The organism is Winogradskyella sp. MIT101101 (assembly GCF_047126865.1).
Classification (GTDB): domain Bacteria; phylum Bacteroidota; class Bacteroidia; order Flavobacteriales; family Flavobacteriaceae; genus Winogradskyella; species Winogradskyella ouciana.
The window spans coordinates 894006-916406 of record NZ_CP138982.1 but is presented as its reverse complement, the minus strand read 5'-3'; the positions used below and the strand labels follow the sequence as shown (position 1 = coordinate 916406).

Genomic DNA, 22401 nt, shown 5'->3' with positions numbered 1-22401 from the left:
TATGAAGAAACAAATTTTAGCGCTGCTATTATTTGGTTGTTTTTCAGTTATAGTACAAGCCCAAAATGTTAAGGGCTTGGTTTTAAATGAGCTCAATCAGCCATTAGAGGCGGCTTACGTATATAATCAAAATTCTCAAAGTCACGCACATACCTCAGAAAATGGTGTGTTTGTGATAGCGGAAACTAAAGTAGGTGATTCCTTAAGGATAGGACTTTTAGGCTATAAAACTAAAGTCGTTAAAGTTGAATCCACGGAAGAGGTAAAGATTATACTAGAGGAAAAAATATTTCAATTAGATGAAATGGTAATACGAGAAGAATTAAATACGGTGAGTACAATTTCAAGGTTAGACTTGAATATTACTCCTGTTAATTCATCTCAAGAAGTGCTTAGAAAAGTACCAGGTTTATTCATCGGTCAGCATGCTGGTGGAGGTAAGGCCGAACAGATTTTTCTTCGTGGTTTTGATGTAGATCATGGTACAGATGTTTCCATCTCAGTAGACGGAATGCCTGTGAATATGGTTTCTCATGCACATGGACAAGGCTATAGTGATTTGCACTTCGTTATCCCAGAAACAGTTAATAAAATTGATTTCGGTAAAGGGGCTTACTATGCTTCAGAAGGCGATTTTAATACTGCTGGTTATGTTAACTTTAAAACTAAGGATTACTTAAAGGAAAGTAGTATTTCATTTTCAGCCGGTCAGTTTAATACGTTGCGTACTGTTGGATTGTTCGACCTTATGGAAAATGTAAAGAACAAAAATGCCTACGTAGCTATGGAATACATTGCTACGGACGGACCATTTGAATCTCCACAGAATTTTAATCGTTTAAATCTCTTCGGTAAATATGTGATGTATTCGCCAGAGAACGATAAGTTGACCTTAACGGCATCGCATTTTACAAGCCGTTGGGATGCTTCTGGTCAGATTCCACAGCGCGAAGTCGATAATGGAAACATTACACGTTTTGGAGCTATTGATGATACCGAAGGTGGTGAAACACAGCGAACAAATTTAAATGTAACTTTTGATAAGTACATTTCTGAAAGCACAAAGTTGAGTGCCAACGCCTTTTACTCGCACTATGCATTTGAACTGTATTCTAACTTTACCTTTTTCTTGGAAGATCCAGTGAATGGTGATCAAATTAGACAAAAGGAAGACCGAAACATTTTTGGTGCAAACTCCGCTTTAAATTACACAACGTTTTTAGGCAGTACTGAATTTAATTTAACTACTGGTTTAGGTGTGAGACACGATATTGTTGATGATGTAGAATTGTCGAGAACCTTAAACAGAACTGAAACATTAGAAAACATACAACTTGGAGACATCAACCAAACCAATATAGATGCTTTTGTAAATGCTGAATTTGATTTCGGGAAGTTTAAAATAGCACCAGCCTTACGCTTGGATTATTTTAAGTTTCTATACAACGATCAATTGCAGACCAACTACGAGACACAATCGGAAAATAAAACGATTTTAAGTCCAAAATTGAATTTCTACTACGATGCTAAAGACAACTTACAGTTGTACTTAAAATCTGGTTTAGGATTTCACTCCAACGATGCTAGAGTAGTGGTAGCCAATGAAGGTGAAGATATCTTACCACGTTCTTATGGTACGGATTTAGGCTTTGTTTGGAAACCATTTTCAAAATTGGTGGTGAACTCTGCTTTATGGTACTTGTTTTTAGAACAAGAGTTTGTCTATGTAGGTGATGCAGGTATTGTAGAACCAAGTGGAAAAACAAGGCGTTACGGAATCGATTTAGGTTTACGTTATCAAATTAATGATTGGTTATTTTTAGATACTGATGCAACACTGACCAATGCCAGAAGTATAGACGCACCAGATGGTGAAGACTATATTCCATTGGCACCAGATTTTACTTTAGCTGGTGGACTATCGGTTAACGATTTAGATGGCTTTTCTGGTGGATTACGATTTAGATATTTAGATGACAGACCAGCCAATGAAGACAATTCTATTGTAGCTGAAGGTTACTTTGTCACGGACATTAATATTAATTACCAATTAAACAATGTCACATTAGGATTAGCTGTAGAAAATCTATTTGATGTGGATTGGAACGAAACTCAATTTGCTACAGAGTCACGCTTACAAAACGAAGCGCAATCTGTGGAAGAAATACATTTTACACCTGGCACACCTTTCTTTATTAAGGGAACGGTAAGCTATAGGTTTTAGGATAGTCAACACTTAGTTTGTGGGGAAGCAAATTAAGTTAGGTTGATTGGTTGCTAGCAAAGAAGATTAACTGCTGATTACAGTTAATCGGTATCATGAGAAATCATGATGTTTTTTGAGTTTTTTTGTTAGTTGAACACCCACGTGAAAGCGTGGGTGTTCTTTATTTGGTGAAAGTTTGATTAGAGGATTTAAGCGAAATGAGCTATTAGGCTTAAGTTTGTCTATTGTTAAAGTTTTACTTGTTTTTTATCACAGGATTTTATGATCTTTTCTATCAAACAAAGTGCTAGTCAATTTCTGTTATAATAAAATCTGCAAATAGTACTTCTTCATCTCTAAGGTCTTCAGTATGTTCTAGGCTTCTGTAAATGCCCCACTTTGGTCTTACAAAATCTGCATTGGGTCTCCAGTTTATAATTGAAGCATTTGAATATGTTAACAAAACCTCACCATTACTTACTTTCTTTATTTCAATTGCATAAGTCCCATTAGTACCATATTCTATCGTTTCTGAAACTTCGAGCCAATTATCTATAAAAGGTGCTAATTCGGTTTGCATTAAAATAACTGAAGAGTCTGTTTCGCCATAGCGTAATTCTAACCTATCTGGACTTCCTTTTCTTGTGGTTAAGGTGTACATTGGGTGACTTGCCAATTCTCCTCCTACCGATTTTAGTTGATGCAGATGTGTAAACTTGGGTGAAGACTGAAATCCAGCATTCAATTTAAATTTCCATTGGTAATTTACTTTTTCGTTTTCTACGCCTAATAAATTATCTGGGGATTGATCATAACTCTTTATTTCATTACGTTGCCTGTCAAAATTTATACAGCGATCATCGTCTGGTGTTGTATGAATGTAAAATCGAAAAACATTTGTATTTAAGTCGTTGTCAAATAGTTCATCAATATGTTCGCCAAATGCATTATGACTGCAGTCTGGTGCTTCAATAGGATTATAACCAGGTGCCAATACTGAAGTAATTAATGCATAAGTATTTCCTGGTCCATCTGCTCTAAGCTCAACACTTTCATTTTTCTCAAGATCAATTGTTACTGAGTTGTTCGCTGGGTTAGTGTCATTGTAAATATTCTGAAATGCTGACTTAAAATTTAATGTCGCAATGACCTGAGTGGTGTCCGTATTAAAATTTTGTTGTTTTTCGGTCTCATTCTCAAGGGCATTCCCATAATTATAACTTATTGCATTTTCTAATTTTTGCATTAAATCACTATAGTTTAACCAAGAAATTAAACTTTCAGATGATGATACGGAAATATCTGTCTGTATAGGTTCTACAGTATCATCGGTTTCATCAGTTTTATTACAACTACTTAAACCAACTTGCAAAATGATTAGTAATAGAAATAAAGGCTTTTTCATATTTAAAAGAATAAAGACAATTTTAGGCTTGTTTCAACAACTAATTTAGTAAATACCGTCCGAATAGAAAATCCGTGAGGATTTTCAGAGGTATGCGAGAACTAGCAATTACTTATAGCCTATGTTAGCAGCAGTTTTTATTTATCTTCTTTTATAAATACATCTAAATCCTCCAACTTTCCAGAAAATGGATTTCGATTGGTCAATTTTTTCCAAATTTCAGATTCCAGTAAATTATCCGAAACACCTTTTTTAAAAAACATAATATGGATTAAGGCTATTGCCAGATTTTTTTATTTTGTCGTAATAGATTCCAGTTTTTTCAGAGTCCATTATTTCAATATATTCAATCTTGTTTTTAAGTTTTCTAACTCCGAGAAATTCCTGCCCACCAATCAATGTCAGCTTACCATCATATTCTACAATAAAGTGATTGTCCTCATCTTCAACGTTGTCGATTTTGATATATCTATCAATGTTAATTTCATTGACACGTACAATGCCACTCTCAATAACCATTTCAGTTCTTTTTAGAGCCTTTGGTAGCCTTATTAAATCAGGTATCTCATAAGATAGGAACCAAACCATAAAAAACGATAGGAGTGATAATATGATTATCAACCAAATCTTTGGAAAGAAGTATAAAAGCACAGCAAAAAATTGTCAGAAATATAACTTTCAAAATAATCAAACCAATGTCTTTCGGAATACTTGATTTAGTTTCCTCAATTTGCTTCCTCAAAATTCTTTTTTCGGATTCGGTTAATGCTCTTTCGTATTCTCTTGTCAATTATTAAGTTTGGTTTAAAATTCTGCCAACTCGCTATATCCAAACAAATATATAAATTTATCGGGCTATTTATCTGGTTAATAGGTGTTTGGTTTTGATTTATTAATGTTATTATAAAACCTTTTCTTTTTAGTTTTTACTTAAAACCAAACTCAACTGCTTCCCTAAAATCGCAGCAATACCAGCAGCCAATCCACCTATAATACCTGTAACTAACATCAACGCGTAAGGGTTGCCTCCTAAAGACAAAAGAACAGCTATGCGCTTGGCTAAAGTAAAGTCATTGCCACTGCTCAACATAAAACTATAAACGGCCCAAAACAAAAGAATAGCTAAAAACGGTACAAAAAACACAGCCGCTTTTTTTAATGGTATAAACAATGCGGTTGCTAATGCAGCTGTCATTATAGACCACCAAGGCAAAAACAGAGATAATAATAATGCTAATATGAGTGTGGCTATAAAGTTGATTATGTTCTTATTCATTGTGAGCTGGTGTTAAGGTTTGAGTGCCAATGATGGCTTCTGTGGCTTCGTTGGATTGTAAAAAGTTAAGACTATGGTATTTTCCCTCAGCCCAATCATCAATAAAATTATCGTAGTATTTACTACCAGGATTTCCGGATTGCCCACCAGGATAAATACCAATGGCAGTTGGTGGTGTGGTCATCTCAACAATCATACGCCAAGATGGTCCATGATTTTCTGAGGTGGCATTTACAATGTTTCGGTCGCCACCAATTGGAATATCAAAACGTGAAAAGGCAGGCAAGCCTCGCAATAAATGGCCTGCATAAGTGCCTTTATAATTGGCCCAAGTATAGTCTCCTTCTTCATTTTTTATTTCCAATAAACGTTCTGCCGCTTTTTTAAAGGCCAATAGAAATAAGTCCTTAGCAGTTTCTTTTTCGTCAGTTTCAACGATGTCCATAAATTCATGCTCGCCATGATTTTTTAAAAGATAAATGGTTTGGTAAGCAAATGGTTTTTCGAGCGCTGTGTCTTCTACTTCAAATTCGTCCCACACCATGTTGTAAAGTTTACCATACCATTGTCTCCAGATACTTGGGCCAACTTCGTCAATATCATTATTAAAGTCCCAAGCTTTTATTTCGTCGTAGATGGTTTTTTCTTCTGCCGTAAGTGAAGATGTATCCATGTGCTCTAGCATGTATGGCACTAATTCTGCGGCTTTAAGATTATAGTTATTGTTGTGCAAATCCTTAAAGTCCTGTACGCTAAACTTTTCCTTGGACTTAAAAAAATCATTGATCACACGGTTCCGATAGGTTTCGTAACCATCGTTATAGACAAAAAATGGATAGTTGTCGTCCACAGGATGTTGGTTGGCAGAACTGACAAAACCGCGTTCAGGGTTTTTAACCTTGGCATTAAATTCTTGTGGAATGTAACCTTGCCAGTCGTTATCTGGATTGCTACCATCCATCAAAAACTTTCCCTGGCCTTCCCATTTATTTGGGAATTTCCCTTGAATCCATAAGGCAATATCACCTTCAGTCGATGCGAAAACAAAATTCTGTGCTGGTGCATTCCAATATTTTAATGCACTCACATAGTCATCATAATTTTTGGCCTTGTTAAGTTCTAAAAATGTCTTTTGGTTATTGCCTCCTTCATGTCCAATCCATTTCATGGCATAGCCGACTAACTCTTCATCAGACATGAAATTTTGATCATAGACCACAGGACCATGATGTGTGTAAAGCACCGAATCTTTATAATTTTCCTTACCCTTTATTTTAATGTCTTCAACTCTTATGGTGAAGTCTTTCCACTGCCCATCGTATTTGTATTGGGTTCGGTCTTTGTTGAATTCAATTTTATACCAATCAATCACATCTCGTGTGGCATTGGTTTCTCCCCAAGCGATATGCTGGTTAAAACCAGAAATGACACCTAGAGCACCAGGAATAGTCGCTCCCATAGCATTATGGTTTGGTGTACTCAATTGCATTACAAACCAAATAGCAGGCAGATTAAGACCTAAGTGAGGGTCGTTGGCAAGAATTGGATTGCCAGTAGCGGACTTTTCGCCAGACACAGCCCAATTGTTACTTCCGTTATCTGGATTGGGTTTCTCAATGGTTTCTGAAATAGAATCTAAAACCACATCTGCATTCGGATGTGGTGTTTGTGGCACATCGATAAAACTCCAGTCGGTTTCTGTTGGGATTATAGGATCATTGACATCAAAGAAATCTGGAAACAGCAAATCAAAATTCTCTTTCCCAAAAAGACGTAAGGCATTGGTGTATTCCAAATCTTCATCTCCACCAGCCAGCATTTTGGTCATGTACATTAAAAGCAGTGCTGTTTTTTTTGGAGTCCATTTTTCGGGTGCGTAATCGAGTAATTTATATTCAACAGGATAGTTCTCAGGGCTTAATTGATCGATATAAGCATTCACGCCATCAGCATAATCTTGGATAAACCCTAAGGTTTCTGTATCGTGCTGCTCCATATAGGCAAAGGCTTGGTCTGCTCCGTAACCCATGCCGCGTCTGCGTTCCATACGGTCGTAATTTAGAGCGCTTTCGCCAATGATTTCAGATAAGCGTCCTGCAGCAGCAAAGGTCTGAAATTCTAACTGCCACAACCGATGCTTTGCCGTTAAATAGCCTTGGGCTTTGTATAAGTCCGATTCATTTTGTGCAAATACATGTGGAATTAATTGTTCATCATAATGCACTGTAACATTATCTTTCAAACCAGGAATGGAAACTTCACCAGAAATGGCTTCATCAATTTCATTTTGCCAAATCCCTGATTGTGGATTTAAAAATTTCCCTAAAGGAGGGATATCACCCAATTTTGTGTTTAAAACGAAAAAAATTCCAATGGTTAAAAGGAAAGAGAGTAGGAGTTTGGTGTATTTCATTAAGACCTATTATTAATTAGGACTTAAAAATACCAAATATTATTCTAAGATTATGGAGTCGATAAGCAGTTTAAATTGCTCCTCTTTTTTATTGCCAATTAAAAATGCGATTTCTTCCATTTGCACACCATCATAATTAGGAATATCTAAGCGATTCCCGCGAAAAGAGGCATACATTTTTGAAAACGGAATCGTTACAGTCTGCCAGTCGGTAGTAGTATTGAATTCATATATATATGAGTAACGATCTGATTGCTTACTCTTTACTCTGAACTGATAGGTTTTGCCATCACCTTTTAGTTTAATTTTAAACTGTGAATAATCCTCAGTTTTAGTATTAGGGAAATAGTATCTCAAGGAAGAAAATCCGCCATTGTTTTCAAGAGAAATTGTACCGTAAAATTCACCGTGACCGTCCTTGTTTAATTTAAAATTTCCGTTGGAACGTCCACCCATAACCACATCATCAAGAATTTTCCAGTTGCTGATATCGCTATCGGATTTAAAATTGAATAAAACCATAGATTGAAGAAAAATAATAGAGAATAAAAGTACTAGGAATCTCATTAGCGTCCTTTTTGTAAAGATACAATGAGCGCCTTATATTCGTTTTTAATTTTTGAAAACTTTAGCGTTTTAGTCTAACGAAGCACTAATTTTTTTATGACATCTTTTCCAATGGCTTCATTGAGCATTTTAACAATTTTCTCATTGCCATAGCTCAATTCTTCGCGTAATACACTAGAACTTAATTGCACATAAAGCGTTTCATGTTTTAACTCAATGGCAGTTGTGTAGTTGTTAACTCCATTTCCCATGAGATTGACCCAAGCTTCGCGCACGTTGACTTTGTCCAATCCAGATTGTAAATTGTTAGTCTTTACAAACTCTTTTAGAATATCTTCAATAGGTTGATTATCGTTGTTGCGCTTTGCCATCTTTTAGTTGCCGTGAAAACGGTAAACTTTTTAATTATTCAACATCTAATTTTATAGGAGTATAGCGTTTGTATAAATATACATTATTATCCGCATTTTTAATCTTAAGACGCTCAGGTGAAGCCTCTAAAACCGTCTCCGCCCATTCAGCATAGGGTGTACTGTAATACAAATTCAAGTCACCGTTTTCAATCTTAATTTTAAGGGACTCGGCATCATCCGAAGTAAAATACGTATCATTAATACCTGGTTTTAGTTTTTTTCTGAATCCAGATAAACTGTCATTCAAACTAATATAATCAATGGTTTCATTAAATGTATATTCCCTTGTAGTGCCATCAGCTAAAGTCACTTCCTCTATTTCCCAATAGCCTTCAAGATGTTGTATATAGGTTTCAGGATTTTCTGAACACCCTAATAAAACAATACTAAGTAGCCATATTAATTTCTTCATAGCTTAAATAATTTATAAGATTGGTGTATCTGCTTTACCACAGCTTCTGTTCTATCCGCATGCGTATCACTTATAAAAATCTGACCAAAGTGGTCGTCATCTACCAAACTTATGATTTGTGCCACTCGGTTTTCATCTAATTTATCAAAAATATCATCCAATAACAAGATAGGTGATACTCCACTTTGCTGTTTAATAAAATCGAATTGCGCCAACTTTAAGGCAATTAAAAATGATTTCTGCTGTCCTTGACTACCGAATTTCTTAATCGGGAAATCATCAATCAAAAAGACCAAATCATCTTTATGTGTTCCAACACTGGTATATTGCAAGGCTTTGTCCTTGTTGAGGTTGGATTCTAATAAATTTATCAATTCACCATCAAACAAATCGCTTTTGTACTTTAAGTCTATAGCTTCTTTACTATGACTTATGGCCTCGTAACGCTCCTTAAAAATTGGGATGAAGACGTTCAAAAATTCATCTCGCTTTTTGAAAATTTCTTTACTATAAGTGTTAAGCTGCTCATTGTAAATGGCAAGCGTATCTGCGTTAAACGTATTATTCAACGCAAAGTATTTTAACAGCGCATTACGTTGAGACAACACTTTGTTATAGGCAATAACTGCAGTTAAGTAGTTTTTATCACTTTGTGAAATGACACTATCTATGAATTTTCTTCGTGTGTCACTACCTTCAATAATTAAATCACGATCGGCAGGTGAAATAATAACCAATGGAATAAACCCAATGTGGTCACTGAATTTATCATAAGCTTTACCATTTCGTTTTATAATTTTCTTTTGTCCGCGTTTAAGGGATACGATGATTTTTTCGGTACGTTGGTTCTTGGTAAAACTACCATCCACAACAAAAAATTCGGTACCATGTTTTATATTCTGAAGCGCAATAGGATTAAAATAACTTTTCCCGAAAGCTAAGTGATAAATAGCGTCCAAGGCATTTGTTTTTCCTATACCATTGGCACCTACAAAACAATTGATTTTGGCATCGAAATTGAAAACTTGACTTTCAAAATTTTTGTAATTGACTAAGGATAGTGAGTTTAGAATCATAAAAGTAGGCGTACTTCCTTGCGTTTATTGAGGTTTTGAAGAATGAAATAATCGTAATTATTATTCAAAAATAACAAATAAATAGGCTTTTAAATCCCAATAAAAATTTTATTTTTGCGCACGCATTAATAGAGAAGATATATGGCTACGTATAAGAAAAGAGGTTACAAACCAAAAACCAAAAAGGAGAAGGAAGAAATTGCAGAGGAAAACTCGGCAACGGCTGAGGTATTTAATACTTTAGATGAAGGTGCTTCTAAAACCGAAGAGTGGTTTGTAAAAAATCAAAATTATATTATTGGAGTTATTGCAGCCATAGCTTTGGTTGTTTTGGGTTACTTGGGTTATAACAAGTTTATTGCCGAGCCACAACAAAAAGAAGCTATGAACGACATGTACCAAGCTAAGAAGTATTTTGAAGAAGCGACTAACGGTGTAGCTTCAGATTCACTTTATACAATGGCCTTAAACGGTGGTGAAGGTAAGTATGGTATGTTGGATATTATTGACCAATACGGTGGAACACCTGCGGCAAACTTAGCAAATTACTATGCTGGTATGGCGTATTTAAACCTTAAGGATTATCAAAACGCAGTAACTTACCTAGGTAACTTTTCTAGCGATGATAAAATGTTAGGTCCAATTGCTAAAGGAGGCATTGGTGATGCTTTTGTTCAGTTAGAGCAATTACCAGAAGCTTTAGAATATTACGAAAAAGCTTTTAAAGCTAACATTAATGAATTTACAACACCTATGTATCTATTGAAAGCTGCTCGTGTGGCAATAGATTTAGGTGAGAACTCTAAAGCTTTAGATTACCTTAACAGAATTAAGTCAGAATTTAGCAGTTCTACAGAAGCGACTCAGGTCGATGTCTTAATAGGAAAAGTAGAAGCAAGCTTATAGACATGGCTACTGCAAATCATAATTTATCGAACTACGATAAAGCCACAATCCCAAACGCGAAAGACTTTCGGTTTGGGATTGTTGTTTCAGAATGGAATGAAAAAATCACTGAAGGCTTATGGCAAGGTGCCTTCGATGCATTATTAGACTGTGGTGCCGTAAAAGAAAATATAGTGCGTTGGAACGTGCCTGGCACTTTTGAGTTGACCTATGGTGCTGCCAGAATGTCTAAAAGTTTCTATGCGGATTCTGGTATGTTAGATGCCATCATTGTGATTGGTTGCGTTATACAAGGTGAAACCAAACATTTCGATTTTGTTTGCGAAGGCGTTACCCAAGGCATTAAGGACTTGAATCTTACAGGTGATATTCCCGTGATTTTTTGCGTATTGACAGATAACAATATGCAGCAATCCATTGATCGTTCTGGTGGAAAACACGGTAATAAAGGTACCGAAGCGGCAATTGCAGCGATTAAAATGGCCTACTTAAGAAAAAATACTAAGTAGTTAATTATGGTAAAAGTGTAAGGATTTAGTCTGAAATACTTTTACTACATACTTTATACTTCCCAACTTCATCATGGCATCCTTTTTGTTGATAATTTTAAGGAATCCTTAGGCTATTTTTCCTAGTATTTTAAGTACTTTTGAGGTAATCAAAGTATTAATTTACAAGGCAATTTGTTTAATCAAAGAAAAAATAAACGCTTTAATTATAAGCCTCGTTTTCAGGATTCTAAAGAAAAAGAGTCGAAAAACGACTTGGAAGCGAAGTGGGATGAAATAAGAGGTAACACAAGAAGACGTGGTAACCGCTTTACCTCATTACCAGCCTTAATTCTTATTTTGGCAGCGCTTTTTATTTTAATTTATGTCCTAAATGGATATATTAAATAACAGTATTATGGGTCCAATTAAATTCACGTTAATAAAGAAGCTACCAAGAAATAAAAGGTTTAATTATACACCTCGATATTATAAAGGTAAAGAAGATGCAGATTCTTCTAAGTATTCAACAAAGTTTGATGCCTATGCAGACACCTATAATAAAAATGACTTTTCTGGTCAATGGCACGAGTCGAGAATAAGTAACCGAACTAGAAATAATTCAGGATTTAATAAAACCATTTTAGTGCTTATAGCCATATTCGTTTTAATTTTTCTTTTCATTATAGATTTTGACCTTTCTATTTTCTCTCTAAATCGCTAATGACAGATATCATTCAACTTTTACCAGACCATGTTGCCAACCAAATTGCAGCTGGTGAGGTGGTGCAACGACCAGCTTCTGTAGTTAAAGAACTTCTGGAAAATGCTATTGATGCTGATGCTACAGAAATAAAGCTCATTATAAAAGATGCGGGCAAAACACTCGTTCAGGTTATTGATAACGGTAAAGGTATGAGTGTTACAGATGCGCGTTTGAGTTTTGAGCGCCATGCCACATCTAAAATAAAATCAGCAGAAGATTTATTTCAATTAAATACCAAAGGCTTTAGAGGTGAAGCCTTGGCAAGTATTGCAGCTATTGCACATGTAGAACTTAAGACTAAACGCGCTGAGGACGAATTGGGTACAGCCATAGAAATAGAAGGGAGCCAAGTGAAATCCCAAGAGGTGTCCGTAACTCCAACCGGAACTTCGGTTGCTGTTAAAAATCTGTTTTTCAATATTCCGGCAAGACGAAATTTTTTAAAGTCCGATACTGTAGAATTACGACACATCACTGATGAGTTTCATCGTGTGGCTTTGGCACATCCTAGCATTGCTTTTGCATTTTATCATAATGGAAGTGAATTGTTTCACCTTCCCAGTGAAAATTACAGACAACGTGTAGTTCATATTTTTGGCAACAAAACCAACGAGAAATTAGTGCCAGTTGAAGAGGAAACGGAAGTTTTGAAAATCTCAGGATTTGTCGGTAAACCTGAATATTCCAAAAAGACCAGGTCAGAGCAGTTCTTTTTTGTCAATCAACGGTTTATTAAGAGTCCTTATCTTAATCATGCTATTGGTGCAGCCTTTGAAGGTTTGCTTAAAGACGGCTATCATCCGAGTTATTTTTTGAATTTAACGGTAGATCCCAAGACGATTGATATAAACATCCACCCGACAAAAACGGAGATAAAGTTTGATGATGAACATACATTGTACGCCATTTTGCGTTCAGCGGTAAAGCATAGTTTAGGGCAATTCAATATTGCTCCGGTTTTGGATTTTGAACATCAGAGCAATTTAACAACGCCATACAATTATAAAGACAAGAAAGCATCTGCACCAACGATTGAGGTGGATAGAAGTTTTAATCCCTTTGCGGATGAAGCCAATACTAAATCACCTTCACAGCACAGGCAATTTAAGAAAGCACCTGCAGCATCTTGGGAGAGTCTCTATGTTGGTTTAGAATCCAAAGGAAACAATAAACAGGAAGATTTTGCCGAAGTTGCTTTTGAAAGCGATTCTAAAACCGAATCAATCTTTAGTGATGCTTCTGTTGAAACTGCTAAGACTACATTTCAACTACAGCAAAAATATATAGTAACGACTTTAAAGTCGGGAATGTTAATTATTGACCAGAACAGAGCACACCAGCGCGTATTGTACGAAAATTTTCTAAGGCATATAACCATTAAAGAAGCCACAAGCCAGCAATTATTATTTCCATTGCAATTACATTTCACACCAGGTGAAAGCAAGATTATAAAGGATTTAAAAACGGATTTAGAACATACAGGTTTTGTGTTTTCTGGTTTGTCTGAGGAAGAAATTACCATTACAGGAGTGCCTGTAGGAGTACCAGAGAGTGAATTGTCCATCATTTTAGAACAATTGATAAGTGATGTACAAAATGATGTGCCAGACGCTAATTTTAGTGCTACGGATCTATTGGCAAAATCCATGGCAAAGAGTTTGGCGATTAAAAACGGTCAGTCCTTAAATGGTACAGAACAAGAGCATTTGGTCAATAGTCTATTTGCCTGTAAGGAACCGAACGTGTCACCAACCAATAGACCAACATTTATTACTATGAAAGTAGATGATATTGAAAAAAAATTTATGTAGTATATGAGAGCCCAAATAACCGATGCTGTTAAGCATTTACTAATTATTAATATCATAATGTTTCTTGGAACCTATCTTGTAGGTAATAGGGAAATGTTCTATGAATGGTTTGCTTTATTTTTTTCCAAAAAATCCGCTTTTTGAACCTTGGCAAATTATTACGCACATGTTTATGCATGGTAATTTTATGCATATTTTGTTTAATATGTTTGCCTTATGGATGTTTGGCACAGCAGTAGAACAGGTATTTGGTATGAAAAAATTCTTGATTTTCTATCTCCTGTCTGGTTTAGGAGCAGCGGTGATTCAACTTGCATTTTTATATTTTCAGTATAATACTGGCTTATCAACCTTAATGGAAGCAGGTATTTCCCAAGCTGAGGTTGGAAACCTCATAGCAGAAGGAAAGTACGACCAGCGTTGGGCGTCTATCTTGGGTGAGGGTTTTGATAGCTTTAGACAAGCAATAGTTACCACAATGGTCGGAGCCTCAGGAGCAATAATGGGTGTGTTGGTAGCGTTCGGTATGTTATATCCTGAATCTAAATTGATGTTGATATTTTTGCCAATTCCTATAAAAGCGAAGTACTTTATACCAGGTATTATAATATTAGATTTATTTTCTGCAATCACTGGTCATTCTATATTTAGTCCAAGCAATACGGCTTATGTTGCCCACTTGGGTGGAGCATTGACAGGGTTTTTATTGATGTATTTTTGGAAGAAGAATGAAAGAGATAAATACCGCTGGAATTAACCATGAGCACAATTCAAGATTTAAAATATAAGTTCAATAGATTCAATGCTTTTGAAAAGATTATTGCAATTAATATAGTCGTTTTCATCATTGGGCAATTGATTAAAGTATTTGCTAGGACAGGCAATCCCTTATCCTATTTAAGTTTGCCATCAAGCTTTTCTAACTTTTTGTATAAGCCATGGTCTATTATTACCTATGGTTTTGCTCACTATGATTTTTTTCATATTCTTTTGAACCTTTTGGTGCTGTATTTTATATCAAGAATGTTACTGAATCTGTTTTGTCCTAAAATGGCATTGAACATCTACCTATTGGGAGTCATTGTTGGTGGATTGGCGTTTCTTTTTGTTTATAATGTTTTACCTAAAGGATTTATTATAAATGCTACACCATTGGTAGGTGCTTCGGCTGGTATAAGTGCTTTACTGATATTTTTGGGAGCTTATATGCCAGAGACTGAAGTTAGACTTATCTTTTTTAATATAAAGCTTAAATATATTGCTATAGTCTTAGTTGTTATAGACGTTTTGGGACTATTTGGCACGAACCAAGGCGGAAACGTAGCACATCTTGGTGGCGCATTGCTAGGCTATTTTTATGCAATAAAATTAAAGGAAGGTAAAGACATAGGTTCTGGTTTTGAACGTGCCATGGATACTTTAGCAGGTTGGTTTAAACCCAAATCTAATTTAAAGACCGTACACAGAAATAAACCAAAAGGGACTTATGCTGGTAAGACTAAAGAAGAGTTTCAAACGTTTAATGATCAGAAGAAGGTAGATTTGATTCTCGATAAAATCAGCAAGAGTGGTTATGAGAGTCTTACAGCCGAGGAGAAGGAATTTCTCTTTAAGGCTGGAAAAAAATAAGCACCTTCTAATCTCAAAATTCCGAAAATGGGATAGTTGAAAATTGGTATGAAAAAATTAAAATTCTTTAATAAGATTATGTTTCTTGTCAATTCGTTGGCAGCCTTCTTATTATTGATATCTTACCTATTGCCTTATCTGCCTCCTAAAAGTTTTGCAACACTATCCGTATTGAGTCTTGGTGTACCTTTGTTGATATTATTGAACATTCTGTTTTTTATCTATTGGGTACTTCAGGTAAAAAAGCAGATGCTATTATCATTGGTGGTGTTGATTTTGGGTTGGAGTTATCTCAGCTCTATGTATAAGTTCTCGTCCTCAAAAAAAGTTGAAAACGAGAACAATATTTCTGTGATGTCTTATAACGTAAGGCTTTTTAATATTTTCGAATGGTTACCAAATAAGACCGTAAAAGCTGATATTACGGAACTCATCAAAAAAGAACAGCCAGACATACTTTGTTTACAAGAATATAGAACCAAAGATCCTATTGAGCTCAATGGTTATTATGGCTATAACACAACGTTCAATAATGCTGTAAAACGTGGTCAGGCTTTGTTTTCTAAATTCCCTATTATTAACTCGGGTTCTTTGGAATTTTCCAACACGAGTAATAATGTGATTTTTGCTGATATTGTCAAGGCTAAGGATACTATAAGGATTTATAATGTCCATTTACAGTCCTCTGGTGTAAATACTGATGTTGAAATTTTGAAAAAGGAAACTTCAGGTCAACTTTTTAAGCAAGTAAGTAAAACATTTAAGGCACAGCAAACCCAAGTAGAACTGTTCTTGAAACATAAATCTAAATGCCCTTACAAAACTATTGTAACGGGTGATTTCAACAATACGGCCTACTCTTACATCTTCAAAGAGATTAAAGGAGATGATTTAGTGGATACGTTTGAAGAAGCTGGTAATGGCTTTGGAAAGACCTACGACTTTAAATTCTTTCCGCTCAGAATTGATTTTATTTTAGTGGATGAAAGTTTTACGGTCAATGGGTTTAAGACTTTTGACAACAAGCTTTCGGATCATTATCCCATTAAAGCGACTATTGCTTTAGATTAAAAAACAATCCACACTATCTGAAATTATATGTGCCAATAAACCTATGGCAAAAATACGTGTTGGCTTAGGGATTAAGAATATGAAGTAAACCGCAATAGCATAGTAGGAGTGGAGTGGGTGAAAATTGATGCTGCAACGGCTGGAATCGAATATAGGACTTGCCAACAAATGATCTAAATCGATGATAAAAGCGGCAAGCATAATAATATAAGCCTTGAGCCAGTTTTTCTTGAAGAAAACCAAGGCAATGACCAATGGCAATCCAAAATGTAAGCCGTAATGGATTATGAATCTAAACATGGGCTAAAGTTTCTGTCGTTTTAAGTATAACTCTGTATTTGGCCCTTCGTTGAAAAGTAAATCCAAAATACTGAGATTTGGAATAAAGCCATGCTTTTCAGTAAATACTTGTGTGTAAGTTTCCAACGTGTTTACCTTGTGATTTCGCATTACAAGTGGTCTAAAATCCATTTTTCTATCTGGCTCTTTTTCAAAAGACTTTGTCTTGGAAGTTACCAAATTCATTTGCAAACACTCTAAAAGCATTTCAAAACAGTATAGGTTGAGGTCCAAAATATAATCGAACCGTTTTTTAAACAATGGCATAAGGTCATCAATATAAAATTCGTAAAAAGGCGACATGCTATAGGCCGACTGTAAAGATTTTAGATGCAGTAGTTGCCAGTTGTCATCGTTTGCAATTTTTACATCCTTATAAAGTTGCCTATTCTTTTGTGTATATCTTACTGGGACGGTTAGAGCTAGTTTGCCGTTAGCACTATAGACTTCTGTCCGGTTTCTAAAGGATTGTTTTTGGTAATTATCACAAACTTCAAAACATACCGAGCCTGCTTTTATCATGGCGACAAAATGTGCTATGTTAGGAAAATATGTTGGATGTAACAGACAATCCATAATTGTTCTACAAAATCCCTAAGATTTAGCGTTTCTTTTCTTTTTCCATTTAGTGAAGCCATATATACCAAATACAATTATTAAAAACGGAATAAGGTAAGAGGTACGCTCACCAGAACCACTAACGGTTGTGAAAATACGGTCCCAACGGAATTTCCAGTTTTTAAGACCGTCATTTATGCCGTCTATACTCATCCATATGAATACAGGTTTACCAAAAATATGGTCGTACGGAACAAATCCCCAGAACCTACTATCTATGGAATTATGACGGTTGTCTCCCATCATCCAATAATAATCTTGCTTAAACGTATACGATGTCGCAAGCTCACCATTAATAAAAATTTGATTATCCCTTGTAACCACTTTATTACCTTCGTACTCACCAATAGCACGCTTATAAAGTGAAATGTTGTCTGTATTTAGCTCTACGGTAGCGCCTGCCTTTGGAATCCATAGTGGACCAAAATGATCAATATTCCATTTGTAATTAGGATCTCTTGGGAAAATATCTTCTATAGCACCTTCATCTCTGGTAATGCGCTCTACACTGGCAACATTAGGTTGTACTCTGAGCTTGTTTACGGCTTCATCTGATACAGCAGCTAAATAAAACGTGCCATCATTTGGATTAAATCTAAAACCATCATCAATATCTGCTTTGTCTAGCATATTATAAAATAACCGTTCCTCACCTTGTGTACTGATTGGTTTTTTTAAGGTGAGACGATAAGAAAACTGTAAATGTGATCGTGGTGGCAGTTTATTTTGTTTTCCATTGATAAAAACATAGCCATTCCTCAATTCTAAAGTGTCACCAGGCAACCCAACACAGCGTTTTACTAAATTGGTTTTTTTGTCAATAGGCTTGTAGTAATTACGGTCTGGATTAAAATCGTTCATATTCAGCAATGTGTCTGCTGGTTGATTAAAAACGACAATATCATTGTGTTCTACATCTTCAAAACCTGGTAACCTAAAATAAGGTAGCTGCAGTTTGTTTTTCCAAGACGAATTACGCTCTTCAAAATTATCATTGTATAGGTACGATTTTACACCTAGGACAGGAATAGTATCATGTACCATAGGAGCACCTACAGTGGTCATTGGTACTCTGGGTCCATAATGAATTTTACTTACTATTAAAAAATCACCTACTAACAAAGACTTTTCTAAGGACGACGACGGAATAACAAAAGGCTGAAAGAAATACGTATGAACAATCGTAGCTGCAACAATAGCAAATAGGATAGAGGTAATCCACTCACCAGTTGTGGTCTTGGGTTTAAGCTCCCTATTTTCAATATAGGTAACATCTTCCATATAATTGAGGTAGTACAGATAGAACCCAAGTGTAACAATACAGATTAAAGCATCTAGTTTGGTGGTCTTTCCGAAAGCTCTTGCGGTTTCTACCCAAGCAGCAGGAATCATTATAAGATTTACAATAGGTAAAAACATTAAAATCACCCACCACCAAGGGCGAGAAATAATTTTCATCAGCACTACTGCGTTGTAAACCGGCACAAAGGCTTCCCAAGCTTGTCGCCCAGCTTTAATATAAAGTTTCCATGTGCCTAAGCCATGTATAATTTGTAATATCAGTAAAAAGATAAACCACTGTGTCCAGCTCATAATTTTTTAAATGATAATTGTCTAATGACAATTGATTAATTTCTTAGATTCAAATTTGCAGTTTTTCTTGATGATATAAAAATCCTTGTAAGTTCATCTGCTTCATTTAACAAAGATTTACAACTCTCTGAAGGTAACAGATTTTCATCAATAATAAACTCTAACCAAAAATGACTTTCATCTATCTCTTCGATGACAATACTAATTTTGGAAATAAAACTTCGCTTCGATTGTGCAATGCATGTCGCTCTGTAATTAGCAGCTACTGATGTTGCACATCTGATTAATTGTTTTTTAATATGATTTGATAAATAATCGTTTGGTAATCGGGATACCAGCTTTATAATTTGGTGCGCGAATGTCTTTGTGCGATCTTTTAGGTCATTCTTCATTATTCAATCTACATTAGACATTAATTTGCAACACATCCTTCATACTAAAGACACCTTTTTTATCCTTAATCCATTCTGCCGCAACAACAGCTCCCAATGCAAAACCTTGCCTGCTGTGTGCTGTATGCTTAATGCTTATGGAATCGATTTCAGAATTATAAGTCACCTCATGTGTGCCAGGTACTTCAGGAATACGTTTGGCATCAATATGGATTTCATCAGAATTTGGTGGGTCTAATGTCCATTTTTTATAATCAGTATTCTCAATAATTTGCTCTGCTAACGTGATGGCCGTTCCGCTTGGTGCGTCTAATTTTTTGGTATGGTGAATTTCTTCCATCTTAACCGAATAACCATCTACCGTTGCCATGAGTTCACTCAGCTTTTTATTGATTTCAAAAAAGATATTGACACCCAAGCTAAAGTTTGAAGCATATAAAAATGTTCCATTTTTAGCATTGCAATAATCTATCACCTCATCATATTGCTCCAACCATCCTGTAGTGCCTGAAATTACTGGAACTCCAGCATCCAAAGCTTTCTTTATATTGGAAACCGCAGCAGTCGGAATACTAAAATCTATGGCAACATCGGTGTTGGTAAAATCATACTCATCGTTAGCATCGGAAATTTTTAGTGAAATAGTATGCTTACGCTCCAAAGCAATTGCCTCAATGCTTTTTCCCATTCTGCCATAACCGAGTAAAGCTATATTCATGCGTTTAGAATTTGAAATTGAGTGTCAGTCCTAAATCTGAAGAATTCTCCAATTGATTGTATTGATAATGCGGACTTAAACTCAGATTTTCATCAACATTAAACTGTAGTAGATGCGCATCAACATTGGCATCAATAATATTTAAGGCGTATAGTCCTATGGTTACCAAAAGCGACACTTCTTTGTTTCTTCTAAATTGTTGCTGAGCACGAATTAAACCGTCGTTAGAAATCAATGGATTTCCATCGGCATCAGAAAAACTCATCGTCCGTAAAGCCAGCCAATCGTCTTTTGTAGGCATCTCGGTAACGGTCAAACTGTTTGTCGTTTCTGATGTAGAAATAAACACCTGTGCCAATCGCTCCCCAAACAATAGGGATTTTCCAATATTTTTTGTTGTAAAATTGACCAGCACCAGGCAATATAGCAGAGTAAAATGCCGCTTTAGATGGTCTTAAGGGATCAATCTCTGACTTTTCAAAAGATTGTTCTTCGATAACGACTAAGTCCTTATCTACCACAATGCTCGTGCTGTCCTTGTCTTTTTCCTGGGCAAAAGAGATCAGTGCCGAAAACAAACAGAGAACCAGAAAATATGGTGACTTATTTATCACGCTTAACTAATTTTTGAATTCTGTTGAAATCTTCTTCAGAATGAAATGGAATCACAATCTTTCCACCACCATTTTTAGAGACTTTCACATCGATTTTATGGCCAAAATATTCTGAAAAATCCTTAGCTCCTTTTTTGATGTACTTCGGAGTCTCGGTAGTTTCAACAGTTGGTTTTTTATCGTCTTCAGAGTTTAGGTTTTTAACCAATTGTTCTGTAGCTCTAACGGAAAGTTTATTGGAAATGACCTTTTCGTATACCTCGAGTTGGTCTATTTGACTTTCAATATTTACCATGGCTCTACCGTGTCCCATGGAGATAAAACCATCTCGCATTCCGGTTTGTATGATTGGGTCTAGCTTGAGTAAACGCAGATAATTTGCAATGGTAGAACGCTTTTTACCAACGCGCTCGCTCATTTGCTCTTGAGTCAAATTGATTTCGTCAATTAAACGTTGATACGACAACGCGATCTCTATTGGGTCTAAATCTTGACGTTGAATGTTCTCCACCAAAGCCATCTCCAAAGACTCTTGGTCATTGGCGATTCTTATGTATGCAGGTATCGTCTCGAGTCCAATTAATTTTGACGCTCTAAAACGACGCTCACCAGAAACCAACTGGTACTTGTTAAACGCTAGCTTTCTAACCGTTATAGGTTGAATAACACCAAGCTCTCTAATGGACGATGCCAACTCACGTAACGACTCCTCATTAAAGTTGGTTCTTGGTTGAAACGGATTCACCTCAATACTTTCAATATCGAGCTCAACAATATTACCAACCACTTTGTCGGCATTTTTGTCTTCCGCAGATTTTATGTCATTTTCAGGATCTTTCAACAAAGCTGAAAGTCCTCTTCCTAATGCCTGTTTTTTCGTTGCCTTCGCCATTATAATTCATTTTTCTTTATAAGCTCTTTAGCTAAGCTTAAATAATTTGCCGCTCCTTTACTGCTTACGTCATAATTAATGATACTCTCACCATAACTTGGAGCTTCACCTAAACGTACGTTGCGCTGAATAATGGTATCGAATACCATATCACTAAAGTGCTTCTGTACTTCTTCAACCACTTGGTTAGATAGGCGCAAACGCGAATCGAACATCGTAAGCAAGAGGCCTTCTATGTCTAACGCTTCATTATGTATTTTCTGTACACTTTTAATAGTATTTAACAGTTTACCTAAGCCTTCGAGCGCAAAATACTCGCACTGAATAGGAATAATCACTGCATCTGAAGCCGTTAAGGCATTCAAGGTTAACAGTCCCAATGAAGGAGCACAGTCAATTAATATATAATCGTATTCAGATTTTAATTCTGAAATGGCTTTCTTCAGCATGTATTCACGGTCGTCCTTATCAACAAGCTCAATCTCAATCGCGACAAGGTCTATATGTGCCGGAATCACATCCACATTTGGTGCATTAGAAGCCACAATAGCTTCCTTTGCTGATTTGGTATGCTCTAATACCTGATAAGAGCCAATTTCTACGGCATCAACGTCAATACCTAAGCCAGAACTGGCGTTGGCTTGAGGGTCTGCATCTATAAGTAGGACTTTCTTCTCTAGTGCGCCTAGAGAAGCCGCTAAATTTACAGAGGTTGTTGTTTTACCAACACCGCCTTTTTGATTAGCAATTGCAATGATTTTACCCATTAAATGATTTGGTTTATTAAGGGTTTAAA

At 35.8% G+C, this 22401-nt stretch carries 23 protein-coding genes and 1 pseudogene; 8 read left to right on the top strand and 16 right to left on the bottom strand.

The annotated features are described in order from the left end of the window. Position 1 precedes the first annotated feature (1 nt). Complete coding sequence (locus SIB89_RS04305; RefSeq protein WP_412561296.1) at positions 2 to 2224, top strand: TonB-dependent receptor domain-containing protein; 2223 nt, start codon at positions 2 to 4, stop codon at positions 2222 to 2224. Positions 2225 to 2513: 289 nt separating this feature from the next. Here the strand turns inward: SIB89_RS04305 and SIB89_RS04300 are convergent, their stop codons facing one another. The 8 genes from SIB89_RS04300 to recF all read right to left on the bottom strand — a co-directional run bounded on the left by SIB89_RS04300 (position 2514) and on the right by recF (position 9768). Next, on the bottom strand, positions 2514 to 3611 hold the full coding sequence (locus SIB89_RS04300; RefSeq protein WP_412561295.1) for a hypothetical protein: 1098 nt from the start codon (positions 3609 to 3611) through the stop codon (positions 2514 to 2516). 252 nt (positions 3612 to 3863) lie between these two features. Continuing rightward, the gene (locus SIB89_RS04295; protein WP_412561294.1) at positions 3864 to 4199 is read right to left on the bottom strand and encodes a hypothetical protein; all 336 of its coding nucleotides are present in this window, start codon (positions 4197 to 4199) and stop codon (positions 3864 to 3866) included. Positions 4200 to 4530: 331 nt separating this feature from the next. After that, entirely contained in the window at positions 4531 to 4887 is a 357-nt protein-coding gene (locus tag SIB89_RS04290) for a hypothetical protein (protein WP_412561293.1), read from the bottom strand. Then, positions 4880 to 7300: a penicillin acylase family protein gene (locus tag SIB89_RS04285; protein ID WP_412561292.1), complete on the bottom strand. Its 2421-nt coding sequence runs from the start codon at positions 7298 to 7300 to the stop codon at positions 4880 to 4882. Before SIB89_RS04285 ends, SIB89_RS04290 begins: the two co-directional genes overlap by 8 nt. A 39-nt stretch (positions 7301 to 7339) precedes the next feature. Continuing rightward, positions 7340 to 7867, bottom strand: a complete 528-nt coding sequence (locus SIB89_RS04280; RefSeq protein ID WP_412561291.1) for a CIA30 family protein — start codon at positions 7865 to 7867, stop codon at positions 7340 to 7342. 74 nt (positions 7868 to 7941) lie between these two features. After that, entirely contained in the window at positions 7942 to 8238 is a 297-nt protein-coding gene (locus SIB89_RS04275; RefSeq protein WP_155089702.1) for a DUF721 domain-containing protein, read from the bottom strand. 34 nt (positions 8239 to 8272) lie between these two features. Beyond that, on the bottom strand, positions 8273 to 8692 hold the full coding sequence (locus SIB89_RS04270; RefSeq protein WP_412561290.1) for a lipocalin family protein: 420 nt from the start codon (positions 8690 to 8692) through the stop codon (positions 8273 to 8275). Continuing rightward, complete coding sequence (recF, locus tag SIB89_RS04265; RefSeq protein ID WP_412561289.1) at positions 8689 to 9768, bottom strand: DNA replication/repair protein RecF; 1080 nt, start codon at positions 9766 to 9768, stop codon at positions 8689 to 8691. The genes SIB89_RS04270 and recF overlap by 4 nt, the downstream gene beginning before the upstream one ends. Positions 9769 to 9909: 141 nt before the next feature. Here recF and SIB89_RS04260 point away from each other — a divergent pair, with 141 nt between their 5' ends. From SIB89_RS04260 to SIB89_RS04230, 7 genes are all read left to right on the top strand, one after another. Further along, a complete protein-coding gene (locus tag SIB89_RS04260; protein WP_412561288.1) occupies positions 9910 to 10674 on the top strand; it encodes a tetratricopeptide repeat protein in 765 nt (254 codons plus the stop codon). 2 nt (positions 10675 to 10676) lie between these two features. Further along, positions 10677 to 11183 carry a 6,7-dimethyl-8-ribityllumazine synthase gene (ribH, locus tag SIB89_RS04255; protein WP_155089706.1) on the top strand — a complete coding sequence of 169 codons (507 nt, stop codon included), beginning with the start codon at positions 10677 to 10679 and terminating at the stop codon, positions 11181 to 11183. Between the two features lie 397 nt (positions 11184 to 11580). Beyond that, positions 11581 to 11886, top strand: coding sequence for a hypothetical protein (locus SIB89_RS04250; protein WP_273290801.1), 306 nt, complete (start codon positions 11581 to 11583; stop codon positions 11884 to 11886). Continuing rightward, a complete protein-coding gene (mutL, locus tag SIB89_RS04245; protein ID WP_412561287.1) occupies positions 11886 to 13739 on the top strand; it encodes a DNA mismatch repair endonuclease MutL in 1854 nt (617 codons plus the stop codon). The genes SIB89_RS04250 and mutL overlap by 1 nt, the downstream gene beginning before the upstream one ends. A gap of 100 nt (positions 13740 to 13839) precedes the next feature. Then, the gene (locus SIB89_RS04240) at positions 13840 to 14496 is read left to right on the top strand and encodes a rhomboid family intramembrane serine protease (protein WP_412561286.1); all 657 of its coding nucleotides are present in this window, start codon (positions 13840 to 13842) and stop codon (positions 14494 to 14496) included. A 2-nt stretch (positions 14497 to 14498) separates the two neighbouring features. Next, entirely contained in the window at positions 14499 to 15368 is an 870-nt protein-coding gene (locus SIB89_RS04235) for a rhomboid family intramembrane serine protease (RefSeq protein ID WP_412561285.1), read from the top strand. Positions 15369 to 15416: 48 nt separating this feature from the next. Continuing rightward, positions 15417 to 16439, top strand: a complete 1023-nt coding sequence (locus tag SIB89_RS04230) for an endonuclease/exonuclease/phosphatase family protein (protein ID WP_412561284.1) — start codon at positions 15417 to 15419, stop codon at positions 16437 to 16439. Here the strand turns inward: SIB89_RS04230 and SIB89_RS04225 are convergent. The 8 genes and pseudogenes from SIB89_RS04225 to SIB89_RS04190 all read right to left on the bottom strand — a co-directional run bounded on the left by SIB89_RS04225 (position 16431) and on the right by SIB89_RS04190 (position 22372). Beyond that, the gene (locus SIB89_RS04225) at positions 16431 to 16739 is read right to left on the bottom strand and encodes a DUF6122 family protein (protein WP_412561283.1); all 309 of its coding nucleotides are present in this window, start codon (positions 16737 to 16739) and stop codon (positions 16431 to 16433) included. The two genes, SIB89_RS04230 and SIB89_RS04225, sit on opposite strands and share 9 nt — an antisense overlap. 3 nt (positions 16740 to 16742) lie before the next feature. Continuing rightward, entirely contained in the window at positions 16743 to 17354 is a 612-nt protein-coding gene (locus tag SIB89_RS04220) for a WbqC family protein (RefSeq protein ID WP_412561282.1), read from the bottom strand. Between the two features lie 18 nt (positions 17355 to 17372). Then, the gene (gene lepB / locus SIB89_RS04215; protein WP_412561281.1) at positions 17373 to 18989 is read right to left on the bottom strand and encodes a signal peptidase I; all 1617 of its coding nucleotides are present in this window, start codon (positions 18987 to 18989) and stop codon (positions 17373 to 17375) included. A 35-nt stretch (positions 18990 to 19024) separates the two neighbouring features. Then, positions 19025 to 19381, bottom strand: a complete 357-nt coding sequence (locus SIB89_RS04210; RefSeq protein ID WP_412561280.1) for a four helix bundle protein — start codon at positions 19379 to 19381, stop codon at positions 19025 to 19027. A 13-nt stretch (positions 19382 to 19394) separates the two neighbouring features. Next, on the bottom strand, positions 19395 to 20099 hold the full coding sequence (gene dapB, locus SIB89_RS04205) for a 4-hydroxy-tetrahydrodipicolinate reductase (RefSeq protein WP_412561279.1): 705 nt from the start codon (positions 20097 to 20099) through the stop codon (positions 19395 to 19397). 4 nt (positions 20100 to 20103) lie between these two features. Beyond that, positions 20104 to 20713, bottom strand: a pseudogene (locus SIB89_RS04200) (DUF5683 domain-containing protein). Then, on the bottom strand, positions 20703 to 21605 hold the full coding sequence (locus SIB89_RS04195) for a ParB/RepB/Spo0J family partition protein (RefSeq protein WP_412561278.1): 903 nt from the start codon (positions 21603 to 21605) through the stop codon (positions 20703 to 20705). Before SIB89_RS04195 ends, SIB89_RS04200 begins: the two are co-directional and overlap by 11 nt. Beyond that, the gene (locus SIB89_RS04190; protein ID WP_155089718.1) at positions 21605 to 22372 is read right to left on the bottom strand and encodes a ParA family protein; all 768 of its coding nucleotides are present in this window, start codon (positions 22370 to 22372) and stop codon (positions 21605 to 21607) included. Before SIB89_RS04190 ends, SIB89_RS04195 begins: the two co-directional genes overlap by 1 nt. Positions 22373 to 22401 lie beyond the last annotated feature (29 nt).

Excerpts from the sequence above, each read along its gene's own strand:
- SIB89_RS04285 (WP_412561292.1), bottom strand. The coding sequence starts at position 7,300 with ATGAAATACACCAAACTCCTACTCTCTTTCCTTTTAACCATTGGAATT.
- SIB89_RS04280 (WP_412561291.1), bottom strand. The coding sequence starts at position 7,867 with ATGAGATTCCTAGTACTTTTATTCTCTATTATTTTTCTTCAATCTATG.
- SIB89_RS04225 (WP_412561283.1), bottom strand. The coding sequence starts at position 16,739 with ATGTTTAGATTCATAATCCATTACGGCTTACATTTTGGATTGCCATTG.
- SIB89_RS04210 (WP_412561280.1), bottom strand. The coding sequence starts at position 19,381 with ATGAAGAATGACCTAAAAGATCGCACAAAGACATTCGCGCACCAAATT.
- dapB (WP_412561279.1), bottom strand. The coding sequence starts at position 20,099 with ATGAATATAGCTTTACTCGGTTATGGCAGAATGGGAAAAAGCATTGAG.
- SIB89_RS04260 (WP_412561288.1), top strand. The coding sequence starts at position 9,910 with ATGGCTACGTATAAGAAAAGAGGTTACAAACCAAAAACCAAAAAGGAG.
- SIB89_RS04270 (WP_412561290.1), bottom strand. The coding sequence starts at position 8,692 with ATGAAGAAATTAATATGGCTACTTAGTATTGTTTTATTAGGGTGTTCA.
- SIB89_RS04190 (WP_155089718.1), bottom strand. The coding sequence starts at position 22,372 with ATGGGTAAAATCATTGCAATTGCTAATCAAAAAGGCGGTGTTGGTAAA.
- SIB89_RS04275 (WP_155089702.1), bottom strand. The coding sequence starts at position 8,238 with ATGGCAAAGCGCAACAACGATAATCAACCTATTGAAGATATTCTAAAA.
- SIB89_RS04300 (WP_412561295.1), bottom strand. The coding sequence starts at position 3,611 with ATGAAAAAGCCTTTATTTCTATTACTAATCATTTTGCAAGTTGGTTTA.
- lepB (WP_412561281.1), bottom strand. The coding sequence starts at position 18,989 with ATGAGCTGGACACAGTGGTTTATCTTTTTACTGATATTACAAATTATA.
- SIB89_RS04195 (WP_412561278.1), bottom strand. The coding sequence starts at position 21,605 with ATGGCGAAGGCAACGAAAAAACAGGCATTAGGAAGAGGACTTTCAGCT.
- SIB89_RS04220 (WP_412561282.1), bottom strand. The coding sequence starts at position 17,354 with ATGGATTGTCTGTTACATCCAACATATTTTCCTAACATAGCACATTTT.
- SIB89_RS04240 (WP_412561286.1), top strand. The coding sequence starts at position 13,840 with ATGAATGGTTTGCTTTATTTTTTTCCAAAAAATCCGCTTTTTGAACCT.
- SIB89_RS04230 (WP_412561284.1), top strand. The coding sequence starts at position 15,417 with ATGAAAAAATTAAAATTCTTTAATAAGATTATGTTTCTTGTCAATTCG.
- recF (WP_412561289.1), bottom strand. The coding sequence starts at position 9,768 with ATGATTCTAAACTCACTATCCTTAGTCAATTACAAAAATTTTGAAAGT.
- SIB89_RS04305 (WP_412561296.1), top strand. The coding sequence starts at position 2 with ATGAAGAAACAAATTTTAGCGCTGCTATTATTTGGTTGTTTTTCAGTT.
- mutL (WP_412561287.1), top strand. The coding sequence starts at position 11,886 with ATGACAGATATCATTCAACTTTTACCAGACCATGTTGCCAACCAAATT.
- SIB89_RS04235 (WP_412561285.1), top strand. The coding sequence starts at position 14,499 with ATGAGCACAATTCAAGATTTAAAATATAAGTTCAATAGATTCAATGCT.
- SIB89_RS04250 (WP_273290801.1), top strand. The coding sequence starts at position 11,581 with ATGGGTCCAATTAAATTCACGTTAATAAAGAAGCTACCAAGAAATAAA.
- ribH (WP_155089706.1), top strand. The coding sequence starts at position 10,677 with ATGGCTACTGCAAATCATAATTTATCGAACTACGATAAAGCCACAATC.
- SIB89_RS04290 (WP_412561293.1), bottom strand. The coding sequence starts at position 4,887 with ATGAATAAGAACATAATCAACTTTATAGCCACACTCATATTAGCATTA.
- SIB89_RS04295 (WP_412561294.1), bottom strand. The coding sequence starts at position 4,199 with ATGGTTTGGTTCCTATCTTATGAGATACCTGATTTAATAAGGCTACCA.